Source organism: Thioclava sp. IC9, assembly GCF_002213225.1.
Taxonomy (GTDB): domain Bacteria; phylum Pseudomonadota; class Alphaproteobacteria; order Rhodobacterales; family Rhodobacteraceae; genus Thioclava; species Thioclava nitratireducens.
In genome coordinates this window covers 1179053-1203953 of record NZ_NBNX01000001.1, presented here as the reverse complement: position 1 = coordinate 1203953, position 24901 = coordinate 1179053, and the positions used below count along the sequence as shown (strand labels likewise).

Genomic DNA, 24901 nt, shown 5'->3' with positions numbered 1-24901 from the left:
TGGCCGAAGCCCTAGCGTAACCGCACGCCCCCCGCAACGTCGAAGGGGCGGGGTGTTCGCGCTTTCTTGACGCCCGCGCGTCGTCTCACTAGAGGAAGATGCAATGGTGGGCCTGTAGCTCAATTGGTTAGAGCAGGGCGCTCATAACGCCTTGGTTGCGGGTTCAAGTCCTGCCGGGCCTACCAGTTTTCTCCCGAAGTTTCCGCGCCTTCACGGCCAGTGGCCGTTACTCTCCCTATACGTGTCGGCCTGCCCGGAAAGCCCTTGTTTCGCCCAATTTGCGCCCCGAGGCGTTCACGAACCCGCGCCAAATGAGGGCCGTGTCAGCGTACCAGTAACTATAAAAATCGAGCAGCCACGTCATAGGCCCCGATAGTTTTTGCACAGTCTTCGAGGGTTGGAGACCGGTCCCGCTTGGGCCCGGTTGACGGAAAACAAGGTAAAGCAGCGGCGACATGGCCACGACGTTCAACTGGATATATCTCGGGCAGGTTGTTGATCAAAATGGGACGCCCTTTGACCTCGATCCCGACGAGTCGAACTGGAAGGTCGAAAACTCGCGTGTCCTTGAAGGGATGACGATTGGGGATTCGACCGATCCTCTTTTCAGCAATATCACCGAAGCGACGCTAATAGATAACGGCGGGGCGTCCGGCGCTCTCGATACCCGAAACGCAACCTCGAACGATACGATCCGCACGGATATCGGTAACGGCGTTTCGAATTTCACCTTCGACAGCCTCGTCATCTACGAAACGACCCTCACCTATACGGACGGCACGACCGCGACAGTCCAGTCGGTCCTCGTTCAGACCAACTCGGGCCACCTGTTCCTCGCACCCGAGATGTCCAACGATGCGACCACGGCGGCCTACGAGGCCAAGCCGATCCAGTCCATGGCCATAGGGCGTGTGATCAGCGACGACGGCGCGAACCTCGCGCAGGACCGCTACGTCACCGGCTTCGACGACGGCTATGTCGACGGCACCTCTGGGGCGGACCGGATCGACGTGAACTATGTCGAGCCGATCGCGAATGGCTCAGACCGCGTGGACAATAACGATGCGGGCCTCGCGGGCAGCAGCGGCAATGACGACTACATTCGCGCCTATGGCGGCAACGATACCGTGCTGGCCGGCCTCGGCAACGACACGGTCGATGGCGGCACGGGCGACGATCTGATCGACGGCGGGTCGGGCAACAACTCGCTGATCGGGGGCGCCGGCAATGACACGCTCCTCGGCGGTAGCGGAAACGACACGCTCACCGGGAACGACGGCAACGATTCCCTCGATGGCGGCGCGAATAACGACTGGCTCGACGGTGGTATCGGGAACGATACGCTGATTGGCGGGACGGGTAACGACCGACTGATCGGCGGCGCTGGCAGCGACTCGCTCGAGGGCGGGGCGGGGGCCGATACGCTCGAGGGCGGTACCGGGAATGACACGCTGCATGGCGGCGCGGGCGGCGACGTCCTGTCGGGCGGAACCGGCATGGACTATGTCGACTATTCCGACTCCGCGAGCGCTGTGAACATCAACCTCGGCGCCGGGACCGCTACGGGGGGCGATGCGACGGGCGACACGCTCAGCGGCGTCGACGGGATCTACGGCTCGGCGGGAAACGATACGCTGATCGGCTTCGACGGCGCCTCCTCGGACCCGACGGATGGCTACACCAACGTCTTCTATGGCAACGGCGGGGACGACTATATCGACGGCGCGGGCGCGGATGACATCCTCTACGGCGGCACCGGTAACGACACCATGCTGGGCGGGTCGGGCAATGACTCGCTCTATGGCGACGCAGGCAATGACAGTCTTGCCGGCGGCACCGGCAATGACACGCTGTCCGGTGGCGACGGGAACGACGTCTTGCAAGGCGGCGTCGGCAGCGACCAACTCCACGGCGGAGCGGGCAACGATACGCTCTCGGGCGGTGGCGGCGACACCCTCGTCGGCGGCGCCGATGCCGACAGGTTCATCGATCTCATTCCCGGCGACACGATCGACGGCTCGGAGACGGGCGATGATTTCGACATCATCGACCTCAGCGACTGGGGTTGGAACAATGTCGCCGTGCATCGCGACGCGACGAACCCGGAGAACGGCACGATCGATTTCTTCGACGGCAATGGCGCGGTCGTCGGCACGGTCAGTTTCTCGAATATCGAAAAGGTCATCCCCTGCTTCACCCCGGGCACGCTGATCGCGACACATAGCGGTCCCTGCCCGGTCGAAAGCCTGCAGGTCGGTGATCGCATCCTGACTCGCGACAGCGGCTTCCAGCCCATCCGCTGGATCGGCATCCGCGCACTCAGCACTGCGGAACTTCTGGCCAAGCCGGAATTCCGCTCCATCAAGATCGCACCGGGCGCGCTGGGCGCGAACCAGCCCGAGCGCGAGATGCGCGTCTCGCCGCAGCACCGCATTCTGCTGACCGGGCCGCGCGCGCAGCTGATCGCAGGCGAGCCGGAGGTGCTGGCCGCGGCGCGCCATCTCGTCGGGCTGCCGGGGATCGAGATCGACGAAGAGGCCGAGGCGGTTACCTATATCCACGTGATGTTCGACAATCACGAGATCGTCTTCTCCGACGGACTCTGGACCGAAAGTTTTCAACCGGGGCAGGCGACGATGCAGGATATGGACCGCGCACAGCGGGACGAACTGTTCGCGCTGTTCCCGGAATTGAGCTGTGGAACCGAAAGCTACCTCGCCGCGCGCCCCAGCTTGAAGCGCCACGAAGCCCGGATCATCGCGGCCGCCTGACTTGGCGCGCCCTTGCGTTTGCCCGCTCTGGATCGCTACAGGGTTGTTGACCCGTGGATCAATAAAAGGAGCGCGCCGCAATGTCTGACCTCGAAACCTCCCCCAAGGACGACAGCAGGCCGCGCCCGAACATCCTGATCCTGATGGTCGATCAGCTCAACGGGACGCTATTTCCCGATGGTCCGGCGGAATGGCTGCACACGCCCAACCTGCGCAAGCTGGCGGAACGTTCGGTGCGGTTCGAGAACGCCTATACCGGCTCGCCGCTCTGCGCGCCTGGACGCGCGGCCTTCATGTCGGGCCAGCTTCCCTCGCGCAACGGCGTCTATGACAACGCGGCCGAGTTCCGCTCGGACATTCCCACCTATGCCCACCACCTGCGCCGCGCGGGCTACCAGACCTGCCTCTCGGGCAAGATGCATTTCGTGGGCCCCGATCAGCTGCACGGCTTCGAGGAGCGACTGACCACGGATATCTACCCTGCCGATTTCGGCTGGACGCCGGATTACCGCAAGCCCGGCGAGCGGATCGACTGGTGGTATCACAACATGGGCTCGGTCACCGGGGCAGGGGTGGCCGAGATTTCCAACCAGATGGAATATGACGACAACGTCGCCCATGAGGCGAAGATGAAGCTCTACGATCTGGCGCGGGGTAACGACGCGCGGCCGTGGATGCTGACCGTCAGCTTCACCCATCCGCACGACCCTTACGTCGCGCGGAGGAAATACTGGGACCTCTACGAGGATTGCGCGCATCTCGAACCCGAGGTCGGGACGATCCACTACGAGGAGCAGGACAACCATTCGAAGCGGATCTTCGACGCGAATGACTGGCGCGAGTTCGACATCACGACCGAGGATATCCGCCGGTCGCGCCGCGCCTATTTCGCGAACCTGTCCTATCTCGACGACAAGATCGGCGAGCTGCTGCAGGTGCTCGAAGACACGCGCCAGGAGGCCACGATCCTCTTCGTCTCCGATCACGGCGATATGCTGGGCGCGCGGGGGCTGTGGTTCAAGATGAGCTTCTACGAGGGCTCGGCCCGCGTGCCGCTGATGATCTCCGCGCCGGGCCTGGAGCCCGGGCTTATCTCCGATCCGGTCTCGACGATCGACGTCACGCCGACGCTCTGCGATCTGGCTGGCATCTCGATGGACGAGATCGCGCCCTGGATCGACGGGCAGACCCTGCTGCCGCAAGCCCGCCGCGAACCCCGGAAAGAGGCGGTGGCGATGGAATACGCGGCCGAAGCGTCCTACGCGCCGCTCGTGAGCCTGCGCAAGGGACGCTACAAGCTGAATCTGTGCAATCTCGATCCCGATCAGCTTTTCGATGTCGAGGCCGATCCGCATGAGTTGACGAACCTCGCGGGCGACCCTGCCCATGCCGAGGCCTATGCCGCGCTGAAAGCCGAGGCGGCTCAGCGCTGGGATCTGGATCGCTTCGACGCAGAGGTCCGGGCAAGTCAGGCCCGCCGCTGGGTCGTCTACGAGGCGCTCAGTCAGGGCGGCCAGTACCCGTGGGACTATCAACCGCTGAAAAAAGCCTCCGAGGCCTATATGCGCAATCACATGAACCTCAACGTTCTGGAAGAAAACAAGCGCTTCCCGCGCGGCGAATAAGGTATCGAGTGACCCCCGGGGCGGCTCGGTCCCGGGGCGCGGCGCTGCACCTCACCGCGCCGTGACAGCCTTTCCGGAACGCGGCGCCGCCCTAACCTGTTGCCCAACCGAATAGGCAATCAGGAGATCGACCATGAGCGTTCCGACCCTTACCCTCAACGACGGCATCAAGATCCCGCAACTTGGCCTCGGCGTCTGGAAGATGGAGGATGCCGAGACACCGCGCATCATCCGTAATGCGCTGGATGCGGGCTATCGCCACATCGACACCGCCGCGGCCTATGGCAACGAGGCGGGCGTGGGCCGTGGTGTCGCGGACAGCGACGTCGCACGAGAAGACATCTTCGTGACCTCAAAGCTCTGGAATGACCGGCAGGGTTATGACGAAACCAAGCGCGCCTTCGACGAGACGTTGGACAAGCTGGGCTTCGACTATCTCGATCTCTACCTGATCCACTGGCCGATGCCCGCCAAGGACAAATATGTCGAGACGTGGCGGGCCATGATCGAGTTGCGCGACGCCGGCCGAATCCGCGCGATCGGCGTGTCGAACTTCTTGCCCGACCATCTCGAGCGGCTGATCGAGGAGACCGGCGAGGCACCCGCGATCAACCAGATCGAGCTGCATCCACGCTTCCAGCAGGCCGACCAGCGCGCGGCGCATGAAAAGCTCGGCATTACCACCGAATGCTGGTCGCCGTTGGGTCAGGGCGAGGCGCTCGCGAACCCGATCCTCACCGAGATCGCCGCCCGCCACGGCGTCTCCGCCGCACAAGTCACCTTGCGTTGGCAGATCCAGCTGGGCCTCGTGACGATCCCCAAATCCGCCAATCACGAGCGGATGCGCGAGAATATCGACGTGTTCGATTTCGAGCTGAGCGAGCATGAGATGGCGCAGATCAAGCAGATCGACACTGCTGCGGGCCGGATCGGGCCGAACCCGGCGACGGCGGATTTCTGAGGGTGACTTAAATGTCACCCTTGCGCTGACCGCGCCGCTCGGGACGGGCCGCGAGAGTTGATCTTCACACGACACTCACGGTTTAGTGAGTTTGTTTTGTGGAGGAGATCTAAATGCGTAAAGCTTTATTGTTGCTGCCATTTCTTGCTGGATGCGTGCCTGCGACGCCGATCGTGAGCGACTACAACGGGGATAGCGTCACCATCCAGACATCAATGCTTGCCGATCAGGCTGAGGTGAAGGTGAACGCCCAGGCCGAGGCGGACCGTATCTGTGCCAAGAAAGGCAAGAGAGCAGAATACGCCTCGTCGCGCCAAGTCGCGGAATACACCAACGCGCACCTGTTTCTCTGTCTCTGAGGCGGTACGACACGAGGGGAGGCATAACGCCTCCCCTCAATGCCCCCCCACACCCTTGCGGATACGCCGGATCATCAGCCAGACCGCGAGGATCACGATCGGCGTCAGCCCTGCCATCATGATCTCTTTCGTCAGTCCGATCTTCTTCGAGAGCGGATAAGCCAGGTAGCCCGCGACCGAGATCGCGTAGTAGCTGATCGCGACCACCGACAGCCCTTCGACCGTGTGCTGCAGGCGCAGCTGCAGGTCCGAGCGGCGATCCATGCTTTCCAGCACTTTCTGGTTCTGCGCCGAGCGCTCCACATCGACCCGCGTGCGCAGCAACTCGCCCGCCCGCGCCGCCCGCGTCACCATCTGCTGCAGCCGCGTCTCCGCCGATTTCACCGTGCGCACCGCCGGGTCGTAGCGCCGGGCGATGAACTCGCTGAGTTTCTGGCGCCCCTCGAAGCGGCTTTCGCGCAAGGACTCCACCCGCTCTCGGACGATCGCCTCATAGGCCCCGGTCGCCGAGAACCGGAAGGAATGCGCGACCGCGAGGCTCTCCAGCTCGGCCGAGATTTCCAGCAGGTCGTGCAGCGTTTCTTCTGCGGAGTGCGCGTCGTCGCCCATCCCGTCCACGATCTCGGTCAGCCTCGGGTCGAGCGCATTGAGCCGCTGCGACAGGTCGCGCGCCCGCGCCAATCCGAGCATCGACATCGCCCGGTAGGTCTCCAGCTCGCAGAGCCGTTGCACCGTGCGCCCGATCCGTCCCGACCCGGTCCCGGGCCGCGCGAAGATAGCGAAGCGCATCTGCCCGTTCGGATCGATCCGGAAATCGCCCGCGACCACCGCAGCCCCGTCGAGCACCCAGGTGCAGACGAGGCTCTCGGTGACGAACCATTGCTCCAGAAGCGGCGCGATGTCGTCGGGGTTCTCGGGCAACTCCTCGATGCGGATCTGCACCGCGGCGATCCGCCCGCCGGGGCCCGCATCGATCCAGCTATCGGGGTAGATCTCGGTCTCCGCCGGGTCGAAGGCGCGCGACGACACGCCTTTGCCGAAAGCGAGATAAGTGGTGAATTCGGTATGGCTCTCCCACTTCACCTCGTGCCGCCCGATCTTGCCGGCGTAATGGGTGATCCCCGCCTGAGGCTGCGCCGCGCCGTTGCGCGTCAGAAGATCGACGAGATGGTCGTGATCCTTGCTGCGGTCGCGATTGGCGGCGTCGCGCGGCTCCTTGAAGGCGACATAGACCGCGTGGCCCGGGACGCCGAGCTTCGGGTAGGGGCGGGCGTGCAATTCGTTCACAAGCGCATAGCGCTGCGGATGGTCGGGCAGATGGGGTTTGGGATCGGCGGTCATCTCATAGGTCTCGCTCACGCGGGTGTGACCTTCTAGCTGCGGCGAAATTTCCCGCCGATCAAGCGTTTGACGGCATGCATCGGAATACCGGGTAAATCTGCCACAGCGCCACGCGAGCCACGAGGGGGAGGGGGCGCTGCCCGACCGTTAGTTGTCAAACGGGATCGTCTTTTTTCTAACGCTATCCGCATTACTGAAAGCCCGCCAGAAGACTGGCGGGCTTTTGAGATTGACGCGCGCTATCAGAAACGCTGACGAGGGGCGATCGCTGATTAGTTGCTGTGGCGGTCCGCTTCTCCCCCCTGAGGCTTTTCCCTGCTCGAGAGCTTAGGTGCCGTGGCCGGAGCCGAAGCGGGAGCCTCCGGCTCGAGAGGCAGTTTCGCGAGATAGTCTGCGATCCGCTTGCTGTCAGCAGAGCTCGATGCCTCCGAGAGCGTTTCGAGGAACACGCCGACCTCACTGCGGGGCGCCTTGTCCAGCCACTTGCCGAAGGCGTCGAGGACATAGCGCCGGCGGCGCAGTTGCGCCTTGTGCTCTTTTTCGGCTAGCTGAGCGACTTTGTTCTGGAGGTTCAGATACTGCTGGAAGATGCGGTCTTGCTGGGTTTGGGGGATTTGAACGGTCATGTCGTGCTCCTATGCTTGCGACGGGGTGAGGAATGAATGTGGACCTCCGGGGTTCGACAAGAAGCGGATTTATCGACTTCTTTGATCGCCATTTTTGCTCTTTCCTTTCAGCGCCTTGGTTGCATCTTCGACCTCTCGTTTTTCGATTTGCGTATCTGCGATGAAATGGCTGCGCAGGTTCGACGGGAGAGCGGCGATCATCTTGGCCCGCAGCTTTTCGAGAGCTGTTTCTTTCTGCGTGACCGCAGCCACCCGTGCGGCAACATCGTTCTCGGCTTTTCGGGCTGCCCCCAGCCGGAGGGCTCGATAGGCGCCGCCCAGATGGATCAGTAGCTTGCGCGCCGAGGCACCAGGCGCGGTCAATAGGCGTTCCAGCCGCTCCCGCTCCCGCGACTCCTTCGGAAGGCGCGGCGCCACCGCCAGTCGGTCGCCATGCGCCGGGATGAGGCTCCCCGTCGCCGCGTGTGTGGCGATTTCGATCACTTCATTCGCCTCGGCCTCGCGCGCTTCGGCGCGCTTGTTTGCGGCGTTCAGAGTTTTTCGTTGGTCTTTGGCATCACGCTGCAGTCGCTCGGCGCGCGTCTGCTCTGCTTCGAGCTTCTTCGTCTCGGCCGCGATCTTGGCTCTTTCGCGGGCCAAGCGGACCTCCTCATTCGCGCGCCAGACATGAGCCGGGACATGTTTCTTGCGACCCGGAATGATCACGGTCGGGTCAGTCTTCTGCTTTTTCTTCGCTTTGCGACGGGCCGCTGCCTGTCGTTCTCCGCGTGCCAGCCCCAAGGAGGCAAAGAACTCCCCAATGTCGTCCTGCGCCTTCTCATAATCCTTCAGGAGCGGATGGGAGGATGGCTGGATGAGGCGCTGCGTGCCGCTGCGCTTCGAGTGTTTCTCGGTCCAAGGCGCGATCACCCCGTGGATGTGGAACGTCGTCTCGTCGCGATCTGCACGGGCATGCAGAACCTGATCGCCGAAGCGCGATCTCAGCCATTCGATTACCCTTGCCTGAAACTGCGCTTCGCGCTCCTGGATCAGCTGCTGCCGTGCAGATGCTTTCTCTGCGTCGGTCCCGATAAAGCGGCTTTCAGCCTCAGAGGGCACAAACCACTCGCGGTTTGCGGTGATGATGAACTCGCGCAACGGACCGGATTTCGACTTACGCCACGGGTCGCTCGGCCCCTCGATCAAGCAACGGTCCGCTTCCTTGTGCCGCTTGGCCGCACGAAGCCCTTCGACCTGTTGATTGATATTCTGAAGGCTCGCGAGGCGCACCGCCTGCATAAGCTCTTTGTGCCAATTAGGTGAGCCGAGGATCTGTTCGTTCAGCTGTGTGCGGCTCAGATCGACATGATCCAGTCGATCTTCTTGCTGCTTGCGCTCACCGTGCATCCGATAGCGATAGAGCTGCTGGGGGTAGAGCTCCGCGAAGCGTAGCACGACGGGATGGGTTGAGGACACCGACGCAGCAGCAGCTGTGTCGATAGGTTGATGCAGTGACATGACGGCCTCCGGTTGGGGTTGCCGTCGAAAAGTGGGCGGAGGCGGAGGAAGTGAAAGCTCGATTGGACCGATAGGTGAGTGTTCATTTTACGTGTGACGCGCAGGCTTGAGCTGGAACCGTCGCCAAAATGGTTCCGGGCCTTGATCGACCTAAACGCGGGACGAGCTTCAAGCGGCTTTCTCAGAAACCTCCTATCGAGACGCAGTAGCCCCTGACGCTCTTGGGCCGACGACCGAGCATTTAGTCCTCCTCGGTCGATGACGGCCAGGGATGTGGGTCGCTGCTCCTCATGGCGTAGTTCCCTGGGCCGGAAGGCTCAGACGACCCATGAGCTTCGCCCTTTCTGGTTGCTAAGCAAAAGGGATTCCACGACTATCCGGCCGACGCTTTGACCTCGGTGACCGCATATGCCTTCTGATTTGAATGACCTGATTATTTCCATTCTGCCCGAAGACGGATCTTCGGTCGGAAATGGCGCCATATTTTCCAGGCTTCAGGAACTGTGGCCCGATCTGACGGTGGCACAATACGAAGAAGCGAAAGAGCGATTGATCGACGAAGGCCTCGTTCAAAAGGGCAAAGGGCGCGGTGGTTCGCTCGCTCTCCTCGTCGAGAATGACGACGAAGACGAAGACGATTTCGAACTCGATTACACCGACGAGCCCGAAGATCGCCCGAAATCCACGGCTCCGCGGAAGAAGAAAGCCGCGCGTAAATCGGATGAACCGGTGCAGGTTCTGTCCTATCGCCACAAGGACACTCGGGTGAACAACCCCGAGGTCGGGATGGTGCACGCCGACACCGATCCCGATGGCCAGAAGGCCACGTGGGCCTATGATCCCCATCTGGATCCAGTGCTTAACTTCGATTCTGCGCGCGGGGCGATTGAGGGGATCATAGACGGTGCGTTGGCCTCCGGCGATCTCGATGTGATGAAAGAGGCGCTGGTCGAACTGAAGCGGATGCAAGCACCCTATCTGAACTGGACGGGCAAGGCCGAGAGGACGTGCGTCGAAGTAGATACTGTTTCGCTGCATGTTCACGAACGGGTTGATCCGGCGACGATCCTCGCCCACGTGGCGAAGAAGCTGAAAGGGAAAGATGCCGCCGAGCAATGGCGGCAGGGACATCTTTTCGAGGCTCCGTTCGAGAGCCTGCCGCTGCGAAAAGCAATGGATTTCTATAGCCATGAAAAGGGCTGGTCGAACCGCTTGGTGGCGGGTGACAGCCTTCTGGTGATGAACTCCTTGCTGACCAAGGAAAGCATGGCTGGGAAGGTGCAGATGATCTACATCGACCCGCCATACGGCATCAAATACGGGTCGAACTTCCAGCCGTTCACGAATAAGCGCGACGTGAAGGACCGCTCAGACGCTGACCTGACGCAAGAGCCCGAGATGATCAAGGCGTTTCGCGACACTTGGGAGCTGGGCATCCATTCCTACCTGACTTACTTGCGCGACCGGCTGATGCTGGCGCGCGAACTTCTGACCGAGACGGGTTCGGTTTTCGTGCAGATTTCGGATGAGAACCTGCACCATATTCGAGAATTGATGGACGAGGTAATGGGCGCGGAGAACTTTCGCGCAATCATACCATTCAAAAAGACATCTTCTGTCGGCAGCGCCGGCTTGGACCAGATCAATGATTACCTTGTTTGGTATTCGAAATCCGATGCGATGAGGTATCGGCAGCTCTTTCAGAGCGTCGAGGGCGACACATACTCATTTCCTGCTGTTGAGGCAGTAAGCGGGGAATGGCGTAGGCTCACAGCGGCAGAGAAGCGGACCGGCGAATATGACGGAAAGCTATTCCGCACCTCAAACATCACGTCGCAGAGTGGCGGTGAGAAGACGGGTTTCCCCGTGGAGATATTCGGGCAGTCTTTGAAACCGTCTGCAAACTCATACTGGAAGACCAATCAGAGTGGCATGATGAGACTCGCGAAGGCTGGGCGTCTGCTACCGGTGGGGAATACGCTGACCTACAAGCGCTTCAGTGATGATTTTCCGGTGAAGGCCATAACGAACTGGTGGGAAGACACCGTCCAGAGCACATTCGCAATCGAGAAAGACTATGTTGTTCAAACATACACTCGCGTCATCGAACGTTGCCTACTGATGACCACCGATCCCGGCGATCTGGTGCTCGATCCCACCTGCGGTTCCGGCACCACCGCCTTTGTTGCCGAGAAATGGGGGCGGCGCTGGATCACCTGCGACACCTCGCGCGTGGCGGTCACGCTGGCCAAGCAGCGGCTGATGACGGCAGCCTTCGATTATTACATCCTGCGCTATCCGCACGACGGGCTGAAAGGCGGCTTCGATTACGACACCGTCCCGCATATCACGCTGAAATCCATTGCCAATAATCCCGATATCGACACTATCTGGGATGAGGGTCATCCCAGGATCGAAGCGGCACTAGCCGAACTCAACGCAGCCCTGACGGCGACTCCCCCCAGAGCCATGAAACCCACCCAAGGCGTGCGCAAGGGCAAGGTGGTCGATTTCGCCCAGGGCGACATACTGCACGAATGGGAGGTGCCCTTCGACTGGCCGTTGGATAACGACGAAAAACCGCTCTGGCCCGCATCCGCCAAGGCGGCGTTTGACGCCTTCCACGCAGCACGCCAAGCGATGCAGCGCCGGATGGACCAGTCCATCGCCGATCACGCCGATCAAGAAACGCTTTATGACAAACCCAAGAAGGACCCGAACCGCTTGCGCATCGCCGGCCCCTTCTCAGTCGAGGCGGTGCCGGCACCGACGGTTCTGTCGCTCGACGAAAGCCTGCCCATGGCCCAAGCCGACACCACCGTCGCACGCTCGGGTGAAACCTCGCGCCAAAGTGCGTGGCGTTCGGAGCTGTTGAAAACAGGTGTGCGCGGCAAGGGCGGGAATATGATGACCTTCGCCGAGTTCGAAACCCTGCCTAGCTGCAAGTTTCTGCACGCCAGCGGCTCCGTCTCGGACACTGGCGATCGCGTCGTCGTCAGTTTTGGCCCCGAACACGCGGCACTGGAACAGCGGCAGGTCGAAGAGGCTATGAACGAGGCTTACGGCCTGATGCCGCGCCCGAAGTTCATTTTGTTCTGTGCCTTCACCTTCGACCCCGAGGCGGCGAAGGACATAGACGAGATGGCGGTTCCCGGGATGACCTTCCTGAAGGTCCAGATGAACACCGACCTCTTGACCGAAGACCTGAAGAAGAACCGCTCCTCGAACCAGTCGTTCTGGCTCATGGGCCAGCCTGAGGTTGACCTGCGCAAGCGCAAGGACGGGCTGTGGGAAGTCGAGGTGAACGGCTTTGACTATTTCAATCCGAAGACCGGCGAGATCGAAGGCGGCGGTAAGAAGCAGATCGCGATGTGGTCGCTGGATACAGACTATGATCAGCGCTCGCTCTTCCCGCACCAAGTGTTTTTCCCGATGGCAGATGGCAAAGGCGGATGGAACCGTCTGAAGAAGACTGTGCGGTCCGAGCTGGACGAAGACCTACTGGAGCGGTTCCACGGCACGGAGTCGCTGCCCTTCGAGGCCGGGGAACATAAGCGCATCGCGGTCAAAATCGTGGATGATCGTGGGATCGAGTCGCTCAAGATCATCCCGCTGGAGGGCTGATCCATGTCGCTGATTATTAACAAGCCCTATGGCTGCCCGCAGCAGCATTGGGTCGAAGGCACAGGCGGCAAGCTGGAAATCAAGCCCGAACGACGCCCCGCGAGCTATGAGGTCTTCGATGTTCGCAACAATACTAAACGCGTCGAGACACTGGATCTGGTAAATACGATCCGCGGTCGGGTCGATCAATGGCGTGCAGATGGTTGGCCTGGCGTAACCATCGTCACACGCAAACTCTTGGAGCATTGGCACGACAACACCGCACGGCAGTTGCCATTCTATTTCTGTCAGCTCGAAGCAATCGAGACACTGATCTGGTGGGTCGAGGGCGCAGCCGCCTACAAGCAGGGGATCAATGTGCCCGGCGATGGAGGTGACTGGGAACGGCTGTGTAACAAGATGGCCACCGGTTCAGGCAAGACCACTGTGATGGCGATGCTAATCACTTGGCAAGTGCTCAACGCTGTCACCTACCCCAAGCGAAACAAAGAGTTCAGCCGCGCCGTATTCATTGTCGCTCCGGGCTTAACCGTGAAGGGGCGCCTTCAGGTGCTCATCCCGAGCGAAGGCAGCTATTACGACGAGTTCAACTTGTGCCCCTCAGAGGCAATGCGGCAGAAGCTCAATCAGGCAGAGGTCCTGATTGAGAACTGGCACACACTGATGCCGCTGAAAGATCAGCAACGCTCGGTCGTCAAGAAGGGCTCCGAGAGTGACGAGGCCTTCGCCCGGCGTGTGCTGGGCAAGCTGTCGCCCTACAAGGACATCATTGTCATCAACGACGAGGCGCACCACGCTTATCGCAAGCCGCCTGAGGTGAAGATCAGCAAAAAGGATGCCGCAGAACACGGCATCGATCTGGAGGAGGCCACCCGTTGGGTCGAAGGACTGGACCGAATCCATAAAGTGCGTCGCATCCAGCGATGTTTCGACCTGTCGGCGACGCCGTTCGCGCCCACCGGTAAGAAAAGCACTGATACGGCGCTGTTCGGGTGGATCATCTCGGATTTCGGGCTGAACGATGCTATTGAGGCTGGTCTGGTGAAAACGCCGCGCGTAGTTGTCCGCGACGATGCCGTGCCGGATGCGCAGACGCTGCGCTCGAAGCTGTATCACATCTATCGCGATCCCTCTGTATCAGAGGATCTAAATCGCTCAAAAGCTGAACCTCACGAACCTTTGCCGAAGCTGGTGCAGGATGCCTACACCCTTCTTGGTGCGGACTGGCGTGTGGCGATGCAAGCTTGGGCTGAGGCGGGTCACAAATCGCCGCCGGTGATGCTTACCGTTTGCAACCGCACCGAAACTGCAGCGCGGATCGAGTATTACTTCAATCAAGGCGATGCCCATTGGCCAGAGCTTCACGCGCCCAACAAGACCCTTCGAGTTGACTCGAAAATACTCGACAAGGCGGAAGTGGGCGATACTGCCGCTTCCGACAAGAGCTATGAAGAGCACCTGAAAGAGATCGTTGACGCCGCTGACATCCCGTCGACACGAAAGGAGCAACTCGGCGAACTCAAGAAAGAAGAGTTGCTGCGTGAGATCATCGACAATGTTGGCAAGCGCGGACAAGCTGGGCAGGATCTTCAGAATGTCATCTCGGTCGCGATGCTTTCTGAAGGCTGGGACGCGAAGAACGTCACACACATCATGGGGCTGCGTGCATTCACTTCGCAGTTGCTCTGTGAACAGGTGGTTGGGCGAGGATTGCGCCGCGTGTCATATGAAACTGACGAGAAAGGGCTGTTTGTGCCCGAATATGTCAACGTCTTTGGCGTGCCTCTTACCATTTCCGAAGCGGGTGGAGGCGGTGAACCCCCGCCGCCGCCAAAGCCCTCAACTCAGATCGAAGTGCTGCAGGACCGCGCTGATCTCGAAATTCGCTGGCCCAACGTCTTGCGGGTAGAGACTGTCGTTCGGCAGCGGCTTGAAGTGGATTGGTCGAAGGTTTCGAACCTGACCCTTGATCCGGCATCGACCCCGATCTCGGCCGAGCTTGCCCCTGCACTTGGCGGCGCGACCCACTTGTCGATGGTTGAGGCCATCGATCTCGAGTTAATCCCGGATGGCTTCCGGTTGCAACGCCTCGTTTTCCAAGCGACACGCAAGGTATTTGCGACAATGAAGCACGGTTTCAAAAGCCATGAGGGCTTTTTGGCATCGCAACTGGTTCGGATCACGGAGGAGTTTCTCGCCTCAGATCGGATCGAGATCCCGTCGATCTTCCATTCCGATCCGCTCCGGCGCCGTATCTTGGTTGCGCTGAACATTGACTTGATCGTTCAGCATCTGATGCGTGGTATTGTTGAGCAAAACCGCACCGAACTCACGCCCGTCTTTGACGAAGACGATCCGATCGGTAGCACCGGAAATATGCGAACCTGGTATACATCGAAGCCCTGCAGGGAGACCGTGAAGTCGCATATCAGTCACGTCGTGGGTGATTCTGCTTGGGAAGGTCACGCTGCTGATTTGCTCGAGAGACACGATGAGATTGTTGCCTACGCCAAAAACGATCACCTTGGCTTCCAAATCCACTACCTCTGGCAAGGATCGAAGCGGCGTTTTCTGCCGGACTTTCTCGTGCAGTTCAAATCAGGCAAGATCCTCGCGCTAGAAATCAAAGGCGTTGACAGTCCTCAGAACAAGGCGAAACGCGCCGCGCTCGAGGAATGGGTTTCCGCCATCAATTCGGTTGGTGGTTTTGGTGAATGGGCGGCAGATGTTGCACTCCGACCCGCCGAGATCAGAGATGTCCTTGATCGCCATTGCTAACTCGGGAAAAGACATCGACTTGCCTCGCCACACCATTACTCACTAAGCATCTGACATTCCGGGCCGTTGGCCCTCCCTGTCAGAAGCCGTTCGCCGGGGCGCTGCCCCGGACCCCGCGCCTTCCGCGGGACCGAAGGGCGGTCGCTCGCCGCGCCCCCTCCGGCCTCCCCCTGGCGTCCTCCGACGGACCATAGGGGCGCTCGCCACCCCCTCTGGACTACCCCGGCCGCCTTCCGCGGGACCAAAGGGTCGTCGTTCTGCACTCCCCCTCTGGACACCCCCTGCGCCCGGGGGAGGCCGCTTGGGCGCGCCTCCCCCGAACCCCCTCCAGCATTGTGCCTCCTCTCGACCGACCGCGGGCCAGGGCCCGAGCGGTTTCGCGTGAATGGCCGCTGAGGCGTCCGGGTTTCGGTCGCGCGGTCGATATGACGCGCGACCGAAACCCGGACACCCCGCAGGGGGCCAGAACGGGAGCGTGTCGATCTTTTCCCAAAATGGAGAATCCCATGTTCGACAATGTTCCCTCGACCGTCGAGACCAAGCCGCACGCGTGGTCCGAGACCTTGCGCTCCGGCGACATCGTCTCGTTCCGCTTCCCCACGAACGAAGGCAAGACCGGCCCTGAACCGAAGGCCCGTCCTTGTCTCGTTCTCGCCTCGGCCCTGATCTCCGGGCAGCGCTGGCTCACCATCGCCTACGGCACCTCCGTCACCGAGAAGGTCCGCAAAGGTTACGCGATCCCGCTCGGCTCGCACGATGCGCGGGTGGCCGGGCTCGAGCGCGCGACGGCCTTTCGCGGCGATCGCATCGTGATCGTGCGCCCCAACAATCGCGCCTTCGCTGTCAGTCCGATCCTGCGCACGCCTGTGCTTGGCCGTCTGACCGGGCGTCCGCTGGAGCGGATGCACGCGATCCGGGCGCGACTTCAGGCCGAGGCCGACATCGCCGCCGAGGCGCGCGCCGAGCGCCGCCGTGCGCGCATCGATGACCGCAAGTCGGTGATCGAGGCCCGGGCCCGGGCTGCGGCGCGGGCGGTCATCACCGGCACCTGACGCTGAAGCCTTTCGGCAGCGTCAGTTCGCCGGCGCTGCCGCCTTTCCCAATCTCAACAGGAGTTACAACAATGCTCGTTCCCAACATGATCCCGAGCGGCAACACGCATCGGATCATCGTGTCCTCGCCCGAACAGAAAACGCCCGATCTCGACCGGATTCAGGACATCGCCGCCGATGCGACCGGCGCCCTGCGCCTTGCCCTGCAATCGGCTTCCGACCTCTCCCAAGGCATCGCCGAGGATATCCGCACGGAACTCACCGCGCTCGAGCGCAGGCTGGAGCGGCGCGACACGATCGGCGACGGCGCTCGCGCCGAAATCGCGCTCTGCATCGAGCAGCTCGGGGCCTTCCTCCCCGACGACACGGTCGAGGTGTTTCGCGACGAACTGAGGGTGGCGCTGAACCACTCGGAGCGCGTCGCCGATCTGATCGCGGCGGATCAAGAAATCCGCCGCCTTCGGTGGCTCGGCAAGTAAGCCAGCCACCCAACTTGGGGCGCGGGTCCGAACGGGATCTGCGCCCCCTTTTTGAGACCTTTCCAACCGGAAATCGTGATCCGGAAGAGGCTTTCTTTCGTTCGAAAGCAATGACTTGAAAGTTTCTTCCGAAATCCGATGGGGTATTTTTCCTGCTCTTATCCACTCTTCCTGCGTCGAAAAAATCAGACCGCAAGGAGCAGACATGCAGGCAACCACCCAGACGCTGACCGCAGCCAACGAAAACCCGGGCGGCACGACCCGGATCGAGACCGCACCGACCGGGCTCATCTCGCTTCTCGGCCGCGCCGCCGCTCGGCGCTTCGTCGAGGCGTCCGCGCCCGCCAACATGACCACCGCCCCGACCGAAAGGACCGCCCAGTGAAACGCGCCGCCATCTATGCCCGCTACTCGTCGAGCCTGCAAAAGGCCACCTCGATCGAGGATCAGATCGCCATGGCGCGCCGCGAATGCGAGCGCAACGGCTGGACCGTGGTCGAGATTTTTGAAGACCGCGAGAAGACCGGGCGCAATATGCGCCGTCCCGGTTTCCAGGCGATGAAGGCTGCGGTCGCGCGGGGCGAGATCGATGTCGTCGTGATCGAGGCCTTGGACCGCCTGACGCGCAAGGTCGTCGATGCTCTTTCGCAGTTCGACCTTCTCCAGTTCCAGGGCGTCGAGCTGCACTCCGTGAAAGAGGGCGCGCTGGAATTTTTTTCGGTTCTGGTCGGAGGCATCGGCGCCCAGCAGTTCTCGGAGATGATCGGCGCACATACGCGGCGCGGTATGCGAGGCGCGGTCTCGCGCGGGCGGCTGCACACCAGCGCCTACGGGTATCGCAAGCGCGAGGCCGCTGAGGGGCTGAACCGCGAGATCGACCCGGAACAGGCCGAGGTCGTGCGCCGGATCTTTCGGGAGACTGCGGATGGCCGCTCCGCCACCGCCATTGCCAAGGCGCTGAACGCCGATCGGATTCCGGCCCCCAAGGGCGGCACCTGGGACGCCTCGTCGATCCGCGGCCGCAAGGATCGCTGCGAAGGCATTCTGAACAACCGCCTCTACGTCGGCGAGGCATCGGTTTGCCGGTTCGGCCGTCGCTATCATCCGGAGACTGGAGCCAAGGCCGTCTTCGCGACCGAAGATGACACGGTGACGGAAACCTTCGACGCGCTGCGGATCATCCCGCAAGACCTCTGGGATCAGGTCGAAGCCGAGCTCGCGACGCGCACGCAGCGTGCGGCCAGCACCGGCAATCCGCAGGCGGCGCGTCGCTCGAAGCACCTGCTGAGCGGCCTGATGGTCTGCGGTTGCTGCGGCGCGCCTTATATCAAGACGAGCAGGAACCGCTTCCAGTGTCGTGAGAACCGCAAAAGTGTTTGCGAGAACAGCGTCACGATCCGCCAAACCCGGATCGAACCGCGCGTCTTCACCGCTTTGCGCTCCAATCTGCGCAGCGCTGAACTGATCGCTGAGTTCGAAGCTGCGTTCTTGGCTGAGATGCGCATTCTGGAAGGCACCGATCTGGGGGCCTCCATCAAGGCCGCGAATGCCCAGCTCGCCAAGGTGCGCAAAGCCCGCCGCAGCATCATGAGCGCGATCGAGAACGGCGCCGACTTCGCCGACTACGGCGCGCGCGACAAGGAGCTCAAAGCAGAGGCCCAGGAACTCGAAGACCGGGTCGCGCAACTGGAGGCGCAGCAGGAAAGGAAAGACGCCACGCCGCCCGACATCCCTGCGATCTTCGAGGCGGCGCTCCAGGATCTCGAAGCGCTCCTCGGCGATCCGGATCTCGTCGCCCGCGCAAACGAAGAGCTCGGCACCCTCATACGATCTATCACCCTCATACCGGACCCCAAGTCCGAAGACGGCCTGGCTGCCGAGATCCAACTGGATCTCGGCAGTTTGCGTTCGAGGGTATGGGATGAGGACAAAGCGCAGGGGCAGTCGCCGTGAGGCGACCGCCGCGATTGCCCTAACCGAAACTCACGATTATCAAAAACGGACCCGCCGTTCGCTTTCGAAGGTGCTGGCGCACTCAAAGGCCGAATATCCATTTTTGATCTCAGGGACTTTATATGACCAAGCCGAATTCCAGCTCTCGAGCTTTCGATGCAGATGTTTTGTTCAACGAGGGTGAATGGCCGGATCTCATCCAATCACAGCAAAAGCTCTTTTCCCGGGAGAGCCTGACGCGTGTGTCGGACGGGCTACGCGAAGAGTTTTACAGTGGTCACGCCGAAGGCCGACGAATGCCGAGTTTTCAGAGGTCGGAGTGGGCAACCGATCTCCTTGAGGCATTCACCGACTATCCTATCGGCTACGACCTGCCCTGCCTGATCTCTCGCGATCGCCCCACGCGTGGCAGGATCATGCTTTGCGCTCAGGATCCGCTCCGAAAAACGGGAGCGCCTGGTGTAGTAACTATCGGAACTTTCTTTGGAACTGACAGCGAGAGATACCGCCACTACATCAACCCGGGCAAACAGGTCAAACCACACCACCCGGCGATGTGGGATGTCGTCCGAGCTTGTCTCGATGCCGACTACGACGTCTGGCTCACAGATGCGGTGAAGGTTTTCGCTGGTCCCGGCAACTTGCTTTTGAAGGATAAACGAGGCGGGCGGGTCTGCAGTGAGATCCTTGCGGAGGAGATCGCGCAGGTTCAACCCGTTCGGATCGTCGCCCTTGGCGGCAAGGCTGCCGCCAAAATATATGGTGTTGCCGTCAAGCAGGAAGTCATTGGCGCAGACCGGGTCATGGCATTGCCGCATCCGGCAGGTTACCAGACGAAATGGTATCTCGAAGGCGCGACGCGCGACTACCCGGCCGGAGCTGACGGCCTGCGGGCTGCGAAGCGCGATTTTTACTGCCGCGCTCTCGGTCTCTGACTTCGCCTCGCCATTGAGCCAGCGAATAGTCCCTGCGAAAAAGACAGCATCGGCTTGTGGCCTTTTGAACAGCGACAACTAACGGTCGGGGAAGGGGCGCTGCCCCCTCTTGGCTGCGCCAATTCACCCCCGGGATATTTCCGCCAAGAGGAAGGGGCGCGTGGGATTGAACTTCGCCTTGGTCGAAATATCCCGGGGGAGCGCGTCAGCGCGGGGGGCGGAGCCCCCATCGCCGCGATTGCAAGGCGCGCGCGGGCAGGCTAAACGAGCGCGCATGATGAACCGTCCCGCGCTCCCGCCCGAAATCGCCCGTCGCCGCACCTTTGCGATCATCTCGCACCCGGATGCGGGCAAGACCACCTTGACCGAGAAGTTCCTGCTTTTCGGCGGCGCCATCCAGATGGCGGGGCAGGTGCGTGCCAAGGGCGAGGCGCGGCGGACTCGCTCGGACTTCATGAAGCTCGAACAGGATCGCGGGATTTCGGTCTCGGCCTCTGCCATGTCCTTCGAGTATCGCGAGTTCCGCTACAACCTCGTCGACACGCCCGGCCACTCGGATTTCTCGGAAGATACTTACCGAACGCTGACGGCGGTGGATGCGGCGATCATGGTGATCGACGGCGCGAAGGGCGTGGAGAGCCAGACACGCAAGCTCTTCGAGGTCTGCCGCCTGCGCGATCTGCCGATCCTGACCTTCTGTAACAAGATGGACCGCGAGAGCCGCGACACGTTCGAGATCATCGACGAGATTCAGGAAAATCTCGCGATCGACGTGGCCCCGGCTTCTTGGCCGATCGGGATGGGCCGCGATTTCCTCGGTTGCTACGACATGCTGCACGACCGGCTGGAACTGATGGATCGCGCCGACCGCAACAAGGTGGCCGAGTCGATCAAGATCAGTGGTTTGGATGATCCCAAGCTGGCCGAACATGTTCCGGCCGATCTGCTTGAGAAACTGAAGGAAGAGGTCGAGATGGCGCGCGAACTGTTGCCCACCTTCGACCGCCAGAGTTTCCTCGAAGGTCACCTGACACCGATCTGGTTCGGCTCGGCGATCAACAGCTTCGGCGTGAAGGAGTTGATGGACGGGATCGGGGAATTCGGACCCGAGCCGGAGGTCTTCAAATCCGCCGAGCGTGACGTGGCGCCCGAGGAGAAGAAGGTCGCGGGTTTCGTCTTCAAGGTGCAGGCGAACATGGACCCCAAGCACCGCGACCGCGTGGCCTTCGTGCGCCTCGTCTCGGGGCATTTCACCCGCGGGCAGAAGCTGCTGCATGTGCGCTCGAAGAAACAGATGGCGGTGTCGAACCCGGTTCTGTTCCTCGCAGCCGACCGCGAACTGGCGGAAGAGGCCTGGGGCGGCGATATCATCGGTATTCCGAACCACGGGCAATTGCGCATCGGCGACGCGCTGACCGAGGGCGAGGCGCTGCGCTTCACCGGCATCCCGAGCTTCGCGCCGGAACTGCTGCAATCCGTGCGTGCGACCGACCCGATGAAGGGCAAGCACCTCGAGAAGGCGTTGATGCAATTCGCCGAAGAGGGCGCGGCCAAGGTGTTCAAGCCCGCGATCGGCTCGGGCTTCATCGTGGGCGTCGTCGGCGCGCTGCAATTCGACGTGCTGGCGAGCCGGATCGAGCTGGAATACGGCATCCCCGTACGCTTCGAGGCCTCGCAGTTCACCTCCGCCCGCTGGGTGTTGGGCGACAAGGCGGCGGTCGAGAAGCTGGTCAACGCCAACAAGCAGCACATCTCTTATGATCATGACGGCGACGTGGTGTTCCTCACGCGCCTGCAATGGGACATCGACCGGGTCGAGCGCGACTACGAGGGCGTGACGCTCTCGGCGACCAAGGAAATGATGCAATGACAACCCCACTGCCCCCCGAACTCGTCTCGATCCTGTGCAACGAAGCGAGTGCCCCGGAAGACGTGCGCACGGTCGAGGCGCTGGTCGATCTGTGGCTTGCCGACAATGCCGAGGAGCCCGAGGGCGAGGACTTCCCTTGGTCGGTGCTGTGTGTTTTCGAGCTGCGCGAATATCCCGAGGTGCTCTGGACCTTCATCCGCAAGGCGCTGACCGGGGCGACGACGATCTGGCAGGTGGTGATGCTCGCCGCCGGGCCGCTGGAAGATCTGGTCGCGGAGCATGGCGACGAGTTCATCGACCGGATCGAGCGCGAGGCGCGCCATTCCGCGCGGTTCCGCTTTGCGCTGACGGGCGTCTGGCCGCAGCAGGGAGAGGGCAATACCGCGCTCTGGTCGCGTATCGAGAAGGCACGCGCCCCGGCGATGGATACCGGGCTCGACATGGGTGGACCGCTACCGCCGAAATGAGCGCAGCGCATCGCGCATCAGGTAACGAAAATCACATCTTTGCGCCTGGGCTGTGCATCTGTGCGCGCCACACCTACCTCTGAACAAGGAGGAGATCATGGCGCATGTCTCTCGTCTGCCCGGCAAGGCAATCGCGCGGTTTTTGCAAAAGCAGACCCGCTTCTACCAGCCTTTCGGGGTCATCCCGACCCCTGCCTTGCGCGCGACGCTTCGGCCGGGCGATGTGCTGTTGGTGGAGGGCGACCGGCGGATTTCGGCGGCGATCAAGTATCTTACCCATTCCACTTGGTCCCATGCAGCCTTCTATTCCGGCGGCCCGCCCGGAGGCGAGCTGATCGAGGCGGACCTGGAGGAAGGCGTCAGGATCACCGGGCTTTCGGCCTATGCGCATCTCAACACACGCATCTGTCGGCCCGTCGGGCTTGGCCACGATCAGCTTGAGCTCGTGATTAACTACATGCAAGGCGCGGTCGGGCGGCAGTATGACCTGAGAAACGTGGTCGATCTCGCGCGGTACCTGCTGCCGCGCCCGCCCGTGCCGCATCGGTTTCGGCGGCGGATGCTGGCGCTCGGATCGGGCGACCCGACGCGGGCGATCTGTTCGACCGTGATCGCCGAGGCGTTTCACGCGGTCCACTACCCGATCCTGCCGGATGTCGTGATGGGCAGCGCCGACAGCCAGGGAGAAATTCTGCATATCCGGCACTCGTCGCTGTTCACGCCGCGCGATTTCGATCTCTCGCCCTATTTCGCCGTGATCAAGCCGACGCTAGAAGGCGGGTTCGATTTTCGCCAATTGCAACTGGCGGAGTGACGCCGGAGGAAGGGCGCCTCCGGCGGGGATATTTATATCAAGAGGAAGCGAGAATGCGCCTTTCAGATAAGGCGCATCGCCTGCGTCGTTACATCGCGAAGGAGACGCCGCAGCCGCAGGAGCTCGACGCGTTCGGGTTCTCGATCACGAAACGCGCGCCGATCAGTTCTTCGGTGAAGTCGATCGTGGCGTTCTCGAGGAAGGGCAGAGAAACCGGGTCAATCAGCACCTTCTGGCCCGCGCCTTCGAGCACGATGTCGTCGCCCGCAGGCGCCTCTTCGAGCTTGATATCATACTGGAAACCAGAACAGCCGCCGCCCTCGACGGCCACGCGCAGCGCCTGTGGCGCCTCGCGACCTTCATTGATTTCCGCCAGTCGCGCAAAGGCGCGTTCGGTCACTTTCGGAGGGAGTTGCATCGGATTGGCCTTCCTGACCCCTCGGGGCCTGTATTTCCGTCACATCCGAGATATAGGAGGGCCGAAGCGTGCCGACAAGACGAGGTTTTACCAGTGCTCAAGCCCTATGCCTGCCAGCCCGGCGAGAGCCGCGGGCGGCTTCACCCCGAAAGCATGTCCACTTTCCGCTCGCCGTTCCAGCGCGATCGGGACCGGATCATCCATTCTTCGGCCTTCCGACGGCTCAAGCACAAGACGCAGGTTTTCGTCGAACATGAGGGCGATTACTACCGCACGCGCCTGACCCACACGATCGAGGTGGCGCAGGTCGCGCGCACGATTGCAGGGACATTGGGGCTGAACACCGATCTGGCCGAGGCGGTGGCGCTGGCCCATGATCTGGGCCATCCGCCCTTCGGGCATACCGGCGAGGACGCGCTGGCCGAGCTGATGAAGCCCTATGGGGGCTTCGATCACAATGCGCAGGCGCTCCGGATCGTGACCAAGCTGGAGAAGCATTACGCGGGCTTCGACGGGCTGAACCTGACATGGGAGACGCTGGAAGGCATCGCCAAGCACAACGGGCCCGCGATTTCCGACAAGGGCGTTTCGCACAGCTTCCCGAGCCGCGAGGAACTGCCCTATGCGCTGGCCGAGGTCGATGCGGCCTGGGACCTGGAGCTGGAGACCAACGCCAGCGCCGAGGCGCAGGTGGCGGCCGTGGCCGATGACGTGGCTTATAATCACCACGATCTGCACGACGGGCTGCGCGCGGGGCTCTTCGACGAGGACGACCTGTGCGAATTGCCGGTGATCGGGGCCTGTTTCGCCGAGGTCGACAAACTGCATCCCGGTCTCGACCGCACGCGGCGCCAGCACGAGGCGCTGCGCCGGGTCTTCGGCGTGATGGTGGAGGACGTGATCGCGGTGGCCGAGAACCGGTTGACCTCGCTCGGGCCGCAATCGGTCGATGATATCAGGCAGATGGACGGGCCGATCATCCGCTTCTCGAAGCCGCTCTATCAAAGCCTCAAGGTGCTAAAGCAGTTCCTGTTCGAGCGCATGTATCGCGCGCCCTCCGTCGTGGTGGAGCGCAAGCGCGTGACCGAGATGATCAACGCGCTCTTCCCCCTGTTCATGGAACGCCCGGAGCTTTTGCCCGAGGAATGGCAGGAAGAAGTCTCGCGGGCCCGTATCCTCGGCGGCGACTGCACGCGGCCGGAATCGAAGCAGGCTCTCGCGCGGGTCGTGCTCGATTACGTGGCGGGTATGACGGATCGTTTCGCCATCCAGGAATATGATAGGCTGGTCGGGCGCGGGCGCTGAGGCGGAACCACTGGCCCTCCGTCTCG

The 24901-nt window shown here is 61.8% G+C and carries 19 protein-coding genes and 1 tRNA gene; 16 read left to right on the top strand and 4 right to left on the bottom strand.

The window, feature by feature from the left end:
- Positions 1 to 108 precede the first annotated feature (108 nt).
- The 5 genes from B6V76_RS05530 (at position 109) to B6V76_RS05510 (ending at position 5716) form a co-directional block, all read left to right on the top strand.
- Positions 109 to 185 (top strand) — tRNA-Ile (locus tag B6V76_RS05530).
- A 270-nt stretch (positions 186 to 455) separates the two neighbouring features.
- A complete protein-coding gene (locus B6V76_RS05525) occupies positions 456 to 2771 on the top strand; it encodes a Hint domain-containing protein (RefSeq protein WP_240497802.1) in 2316 nt (771 codons plus the stop codon).
- 80 nt (positions 2772 to 2851) lie between these two features.
- Positions 2852 to 4396, top strand: a complete 1545-nt coding sequence (betC, locus tag B6V76_RS05520) for a choline-sulfatase (protein ID WP_088726863.1) — start codon at positions 2852 to 2854, stop codon at positions 4394 to 4396.
- Between the two features lie 133 nt (positions 4397 to 4529).
- Complete coding sequence (locus B6V76_RS05515; protein WP_088718942.1) at positions 4530 to 5357, top strand: aldo/keto reductase; 828 nt, start codon at positions 4530 to 4532, stop codon at positions 5355 to 5357.
- A gap of 113 nt (positions 5358 to 5470) precedes the next feature.
- Positions 5471 to 5716, top strand: coding sequence for a hypothetical protein (locus tag B6V76_RS05510; protein WP_075774412.1), 246 nt, complete (start codon positions 5471 to 5473; stop codon positions 5714 to 5716).
- A 36-nt stretch (positions 5717 to 5752) separates the two neighbouring features.
- On the opposite strand, the gene B6V76_RS05505 is transcribed toward B6V76_RS05510, so the two are convergent.
- The 3 genes from B6V76_RS05505 to B6V76_RS05495 form a co-directional block, all read right to left on the bottom strand.
- Positions 5753 to 7057 carry a DUF3422 domain-containing protein gene (locus B6V76_RS05505; protein ID WP_088726919.1) on the bottom strand — a complete coding sequence of 435 codons (1305 nt, stop codon included), beginning with the start codon at positions 7055 to 7057 and terminating at the stop codon, positions 5753 to 5755.
- Positions 7058 to 7329: 272 nt separating this feature from the next.
- Positions 7330 to 7683 (bottom strand): hypothetical protein, encoded by a 354-nt coding sequence (locus tag B6V76_RS05500; protein WP_088726862.1) that lies wholly within the window; start codon positions 7681 to 7683, stop codon positions 7330 to 7332.
- Positions 7684 to 7752: 69 nt separating this feature from the next.
- On the bottom strand, positions 7753 to 9180 hold the full coding sequence (locus tag B6V76_RS05495; protein ID WP_088726861.1) for a plasmid recombination protein: 1428 nt from the start codon (positions 9178 to 9180) through the stop codon (positions 7753 to 7755).
- Positions 9181 to 9588: 408 nt separating this feature from the next.
- On the opposite strand from B6V76_RS05495, the gene B6V76_RS05490 reads away from it, so the two are divergent.
- The 10 genes from B6V76_RS05490 to B6V76_RS05450 all read left to right on the top strand — a co-directional run bounded on the left by B6V76_RS05490 (position 9589) and on the right by B6V76_RS05450 (position 23152).
- Positions 9589 to 12804 (top strand): site-specific DNA-methyltransferase, encoded by a 3216-nt coding sequence (locus tag B6V76_RS05490; RefSeq protein WP_088726860.1) that lies wholly within the window; start codon positions 9589 to 9591, stop codon positions 12802 to 12804.
- Between the two features lie 3 nt (positions 12805 to 12807).
- On the top strand, positions 12808 to 15582 hold the full coding sequence (locus B6V76_RS05485; RefSeq protein WP_088726859.1) for a DEAD/DEAH box helicase family protein: 2775 nt from the start codon (positions 12808 to 12810) through the stop codon (positions 15580 to 15582).
- A 506-nt stretch (positions 15583 to 16088) separates the two neighbouring features.
- Positions 16089 to 16634, top strand: coding sequence for a type II toxin-antitoxin system PemK/MazF family toxin (locus B6V76_RS05480; protein ID WP_088726858.1), 546 nt, complete (start codon positions 16089 to 16091; stop codon positions 16632 to 16634).
- A gap of 71 nt (positions 16635 to 16705) precedes the next feature.
- The gene (locus B6V76_RS05475; protein WP_088726857.1) at positions 16706 to 17113 is read left to right on the top strand and encodes a hypothetical protein; all 408 of its coding nucleotides are present in this window, start codon (positions 16706 to 16708) and stop codon (positions 17111 to 17113) included.
- A 205-nt stretch (positions 17114 to 17318) separates the two neighbouring features.
- Positions 17319 to 17498, top strand: a complete 180-nt coding sequence (locus tag B6V76_RS19855; protein ID WP_166504545.1) for a hypothetical protein — start codon at positions 17319 to 17321, stop codon at positions 17496 to 17498.
- Positions 17495 to 19066, top strand: a complete 1572-nt coding sequence (locus B6V76_RS05470) for a recombinase family protein (protein ID WP_166504544.1) — start codon at positions 17495 to 17497, stop codon at positions 19064 to 19066. Before B6V76_RS19855 ends, B6V76_RS05470 begins: the two co-directional genes overlap by 4 nt.
- Before the next feature lie 122 nt (positions 19067 to 19188).
- Positions 19189 to 20001, top strand: a complete 813-nt coding sequence (locus B6V76_RS05465; protein ID WP_088726855.1) for a uracil-DNA glycosylase family protein — start codon at positions 19189 to 19191, stop codon at positions 19999 to 20001.
- Between the two features lie 274 nt (positions 20002 to 20275).
- Entirely contained in the window at positions 20276 to 21871 is a 1596-nt protein-coding gene (locus B6V76_RS05460) for a peptide chain release factor 3 (protein WP_075774413.1), read from the top strand.
- The gene (locus B6V76_RS05455; RefSeq protein WP_075774414.1) at positions 21868 to 22338 is read left to right on the top strand and encodes a DUF6869 domain-containing protein; all 471 of its coding nucleotides are present in this window, start codon (positions 21868 to 21870) and stop codon (positions 22336 to 22338) included. Before B6V76_RS05460 ends, B6V76_RS05455 begins: the two co-directional genes overlap by 4 nt.
- 97 nt (positions 22339 to 22435) lie before the next feature.
- The gene (locus B6V76_RS05450; RefSeq protein WP_088725116.1) at positions 22436 to 23152 is read left to right on the top strand and encodes a lipo-like protein; all 717 of its coding nucleotides are present in this window, start codon (positions 22436 to 22438) and stop codon (positions 23150 to 23152) included.
- Positions 23153 to 23240: 88 nt separating this feature from the next.
- On the opposite strand, the gene B6V76_RS05445 is transcribed toward B6V76_RS05450, so the two are convergent.
- Entirely contained in the window at positions 23241 to 23570 is a 330-nt protein-coding gene (locus B6V76_RS05445) for an iron-sulfur cluster assembly accessory protein (protein WP_075774416.1), read from the bottom strand.
- Between the two features lie 93 nt (positions 23571 to 23663).
- On the opposite strand from B6V76_RS05445, the gene B6V76_RS05440 reads away from it, so the two are divergent.
- A complete protein-coding gene (locus B6V76_RS05440; RefSeq protein WP_088726854.1) occupies positions 23664 to 24875 on the top strand; it encodes a deoxyguanosinetriphosphate triphosphohydrolase in 1212 nt (403 codons plus the stop codon).
- Positions 24876 to 24901 lie beyond the last annotated feature (26 nt).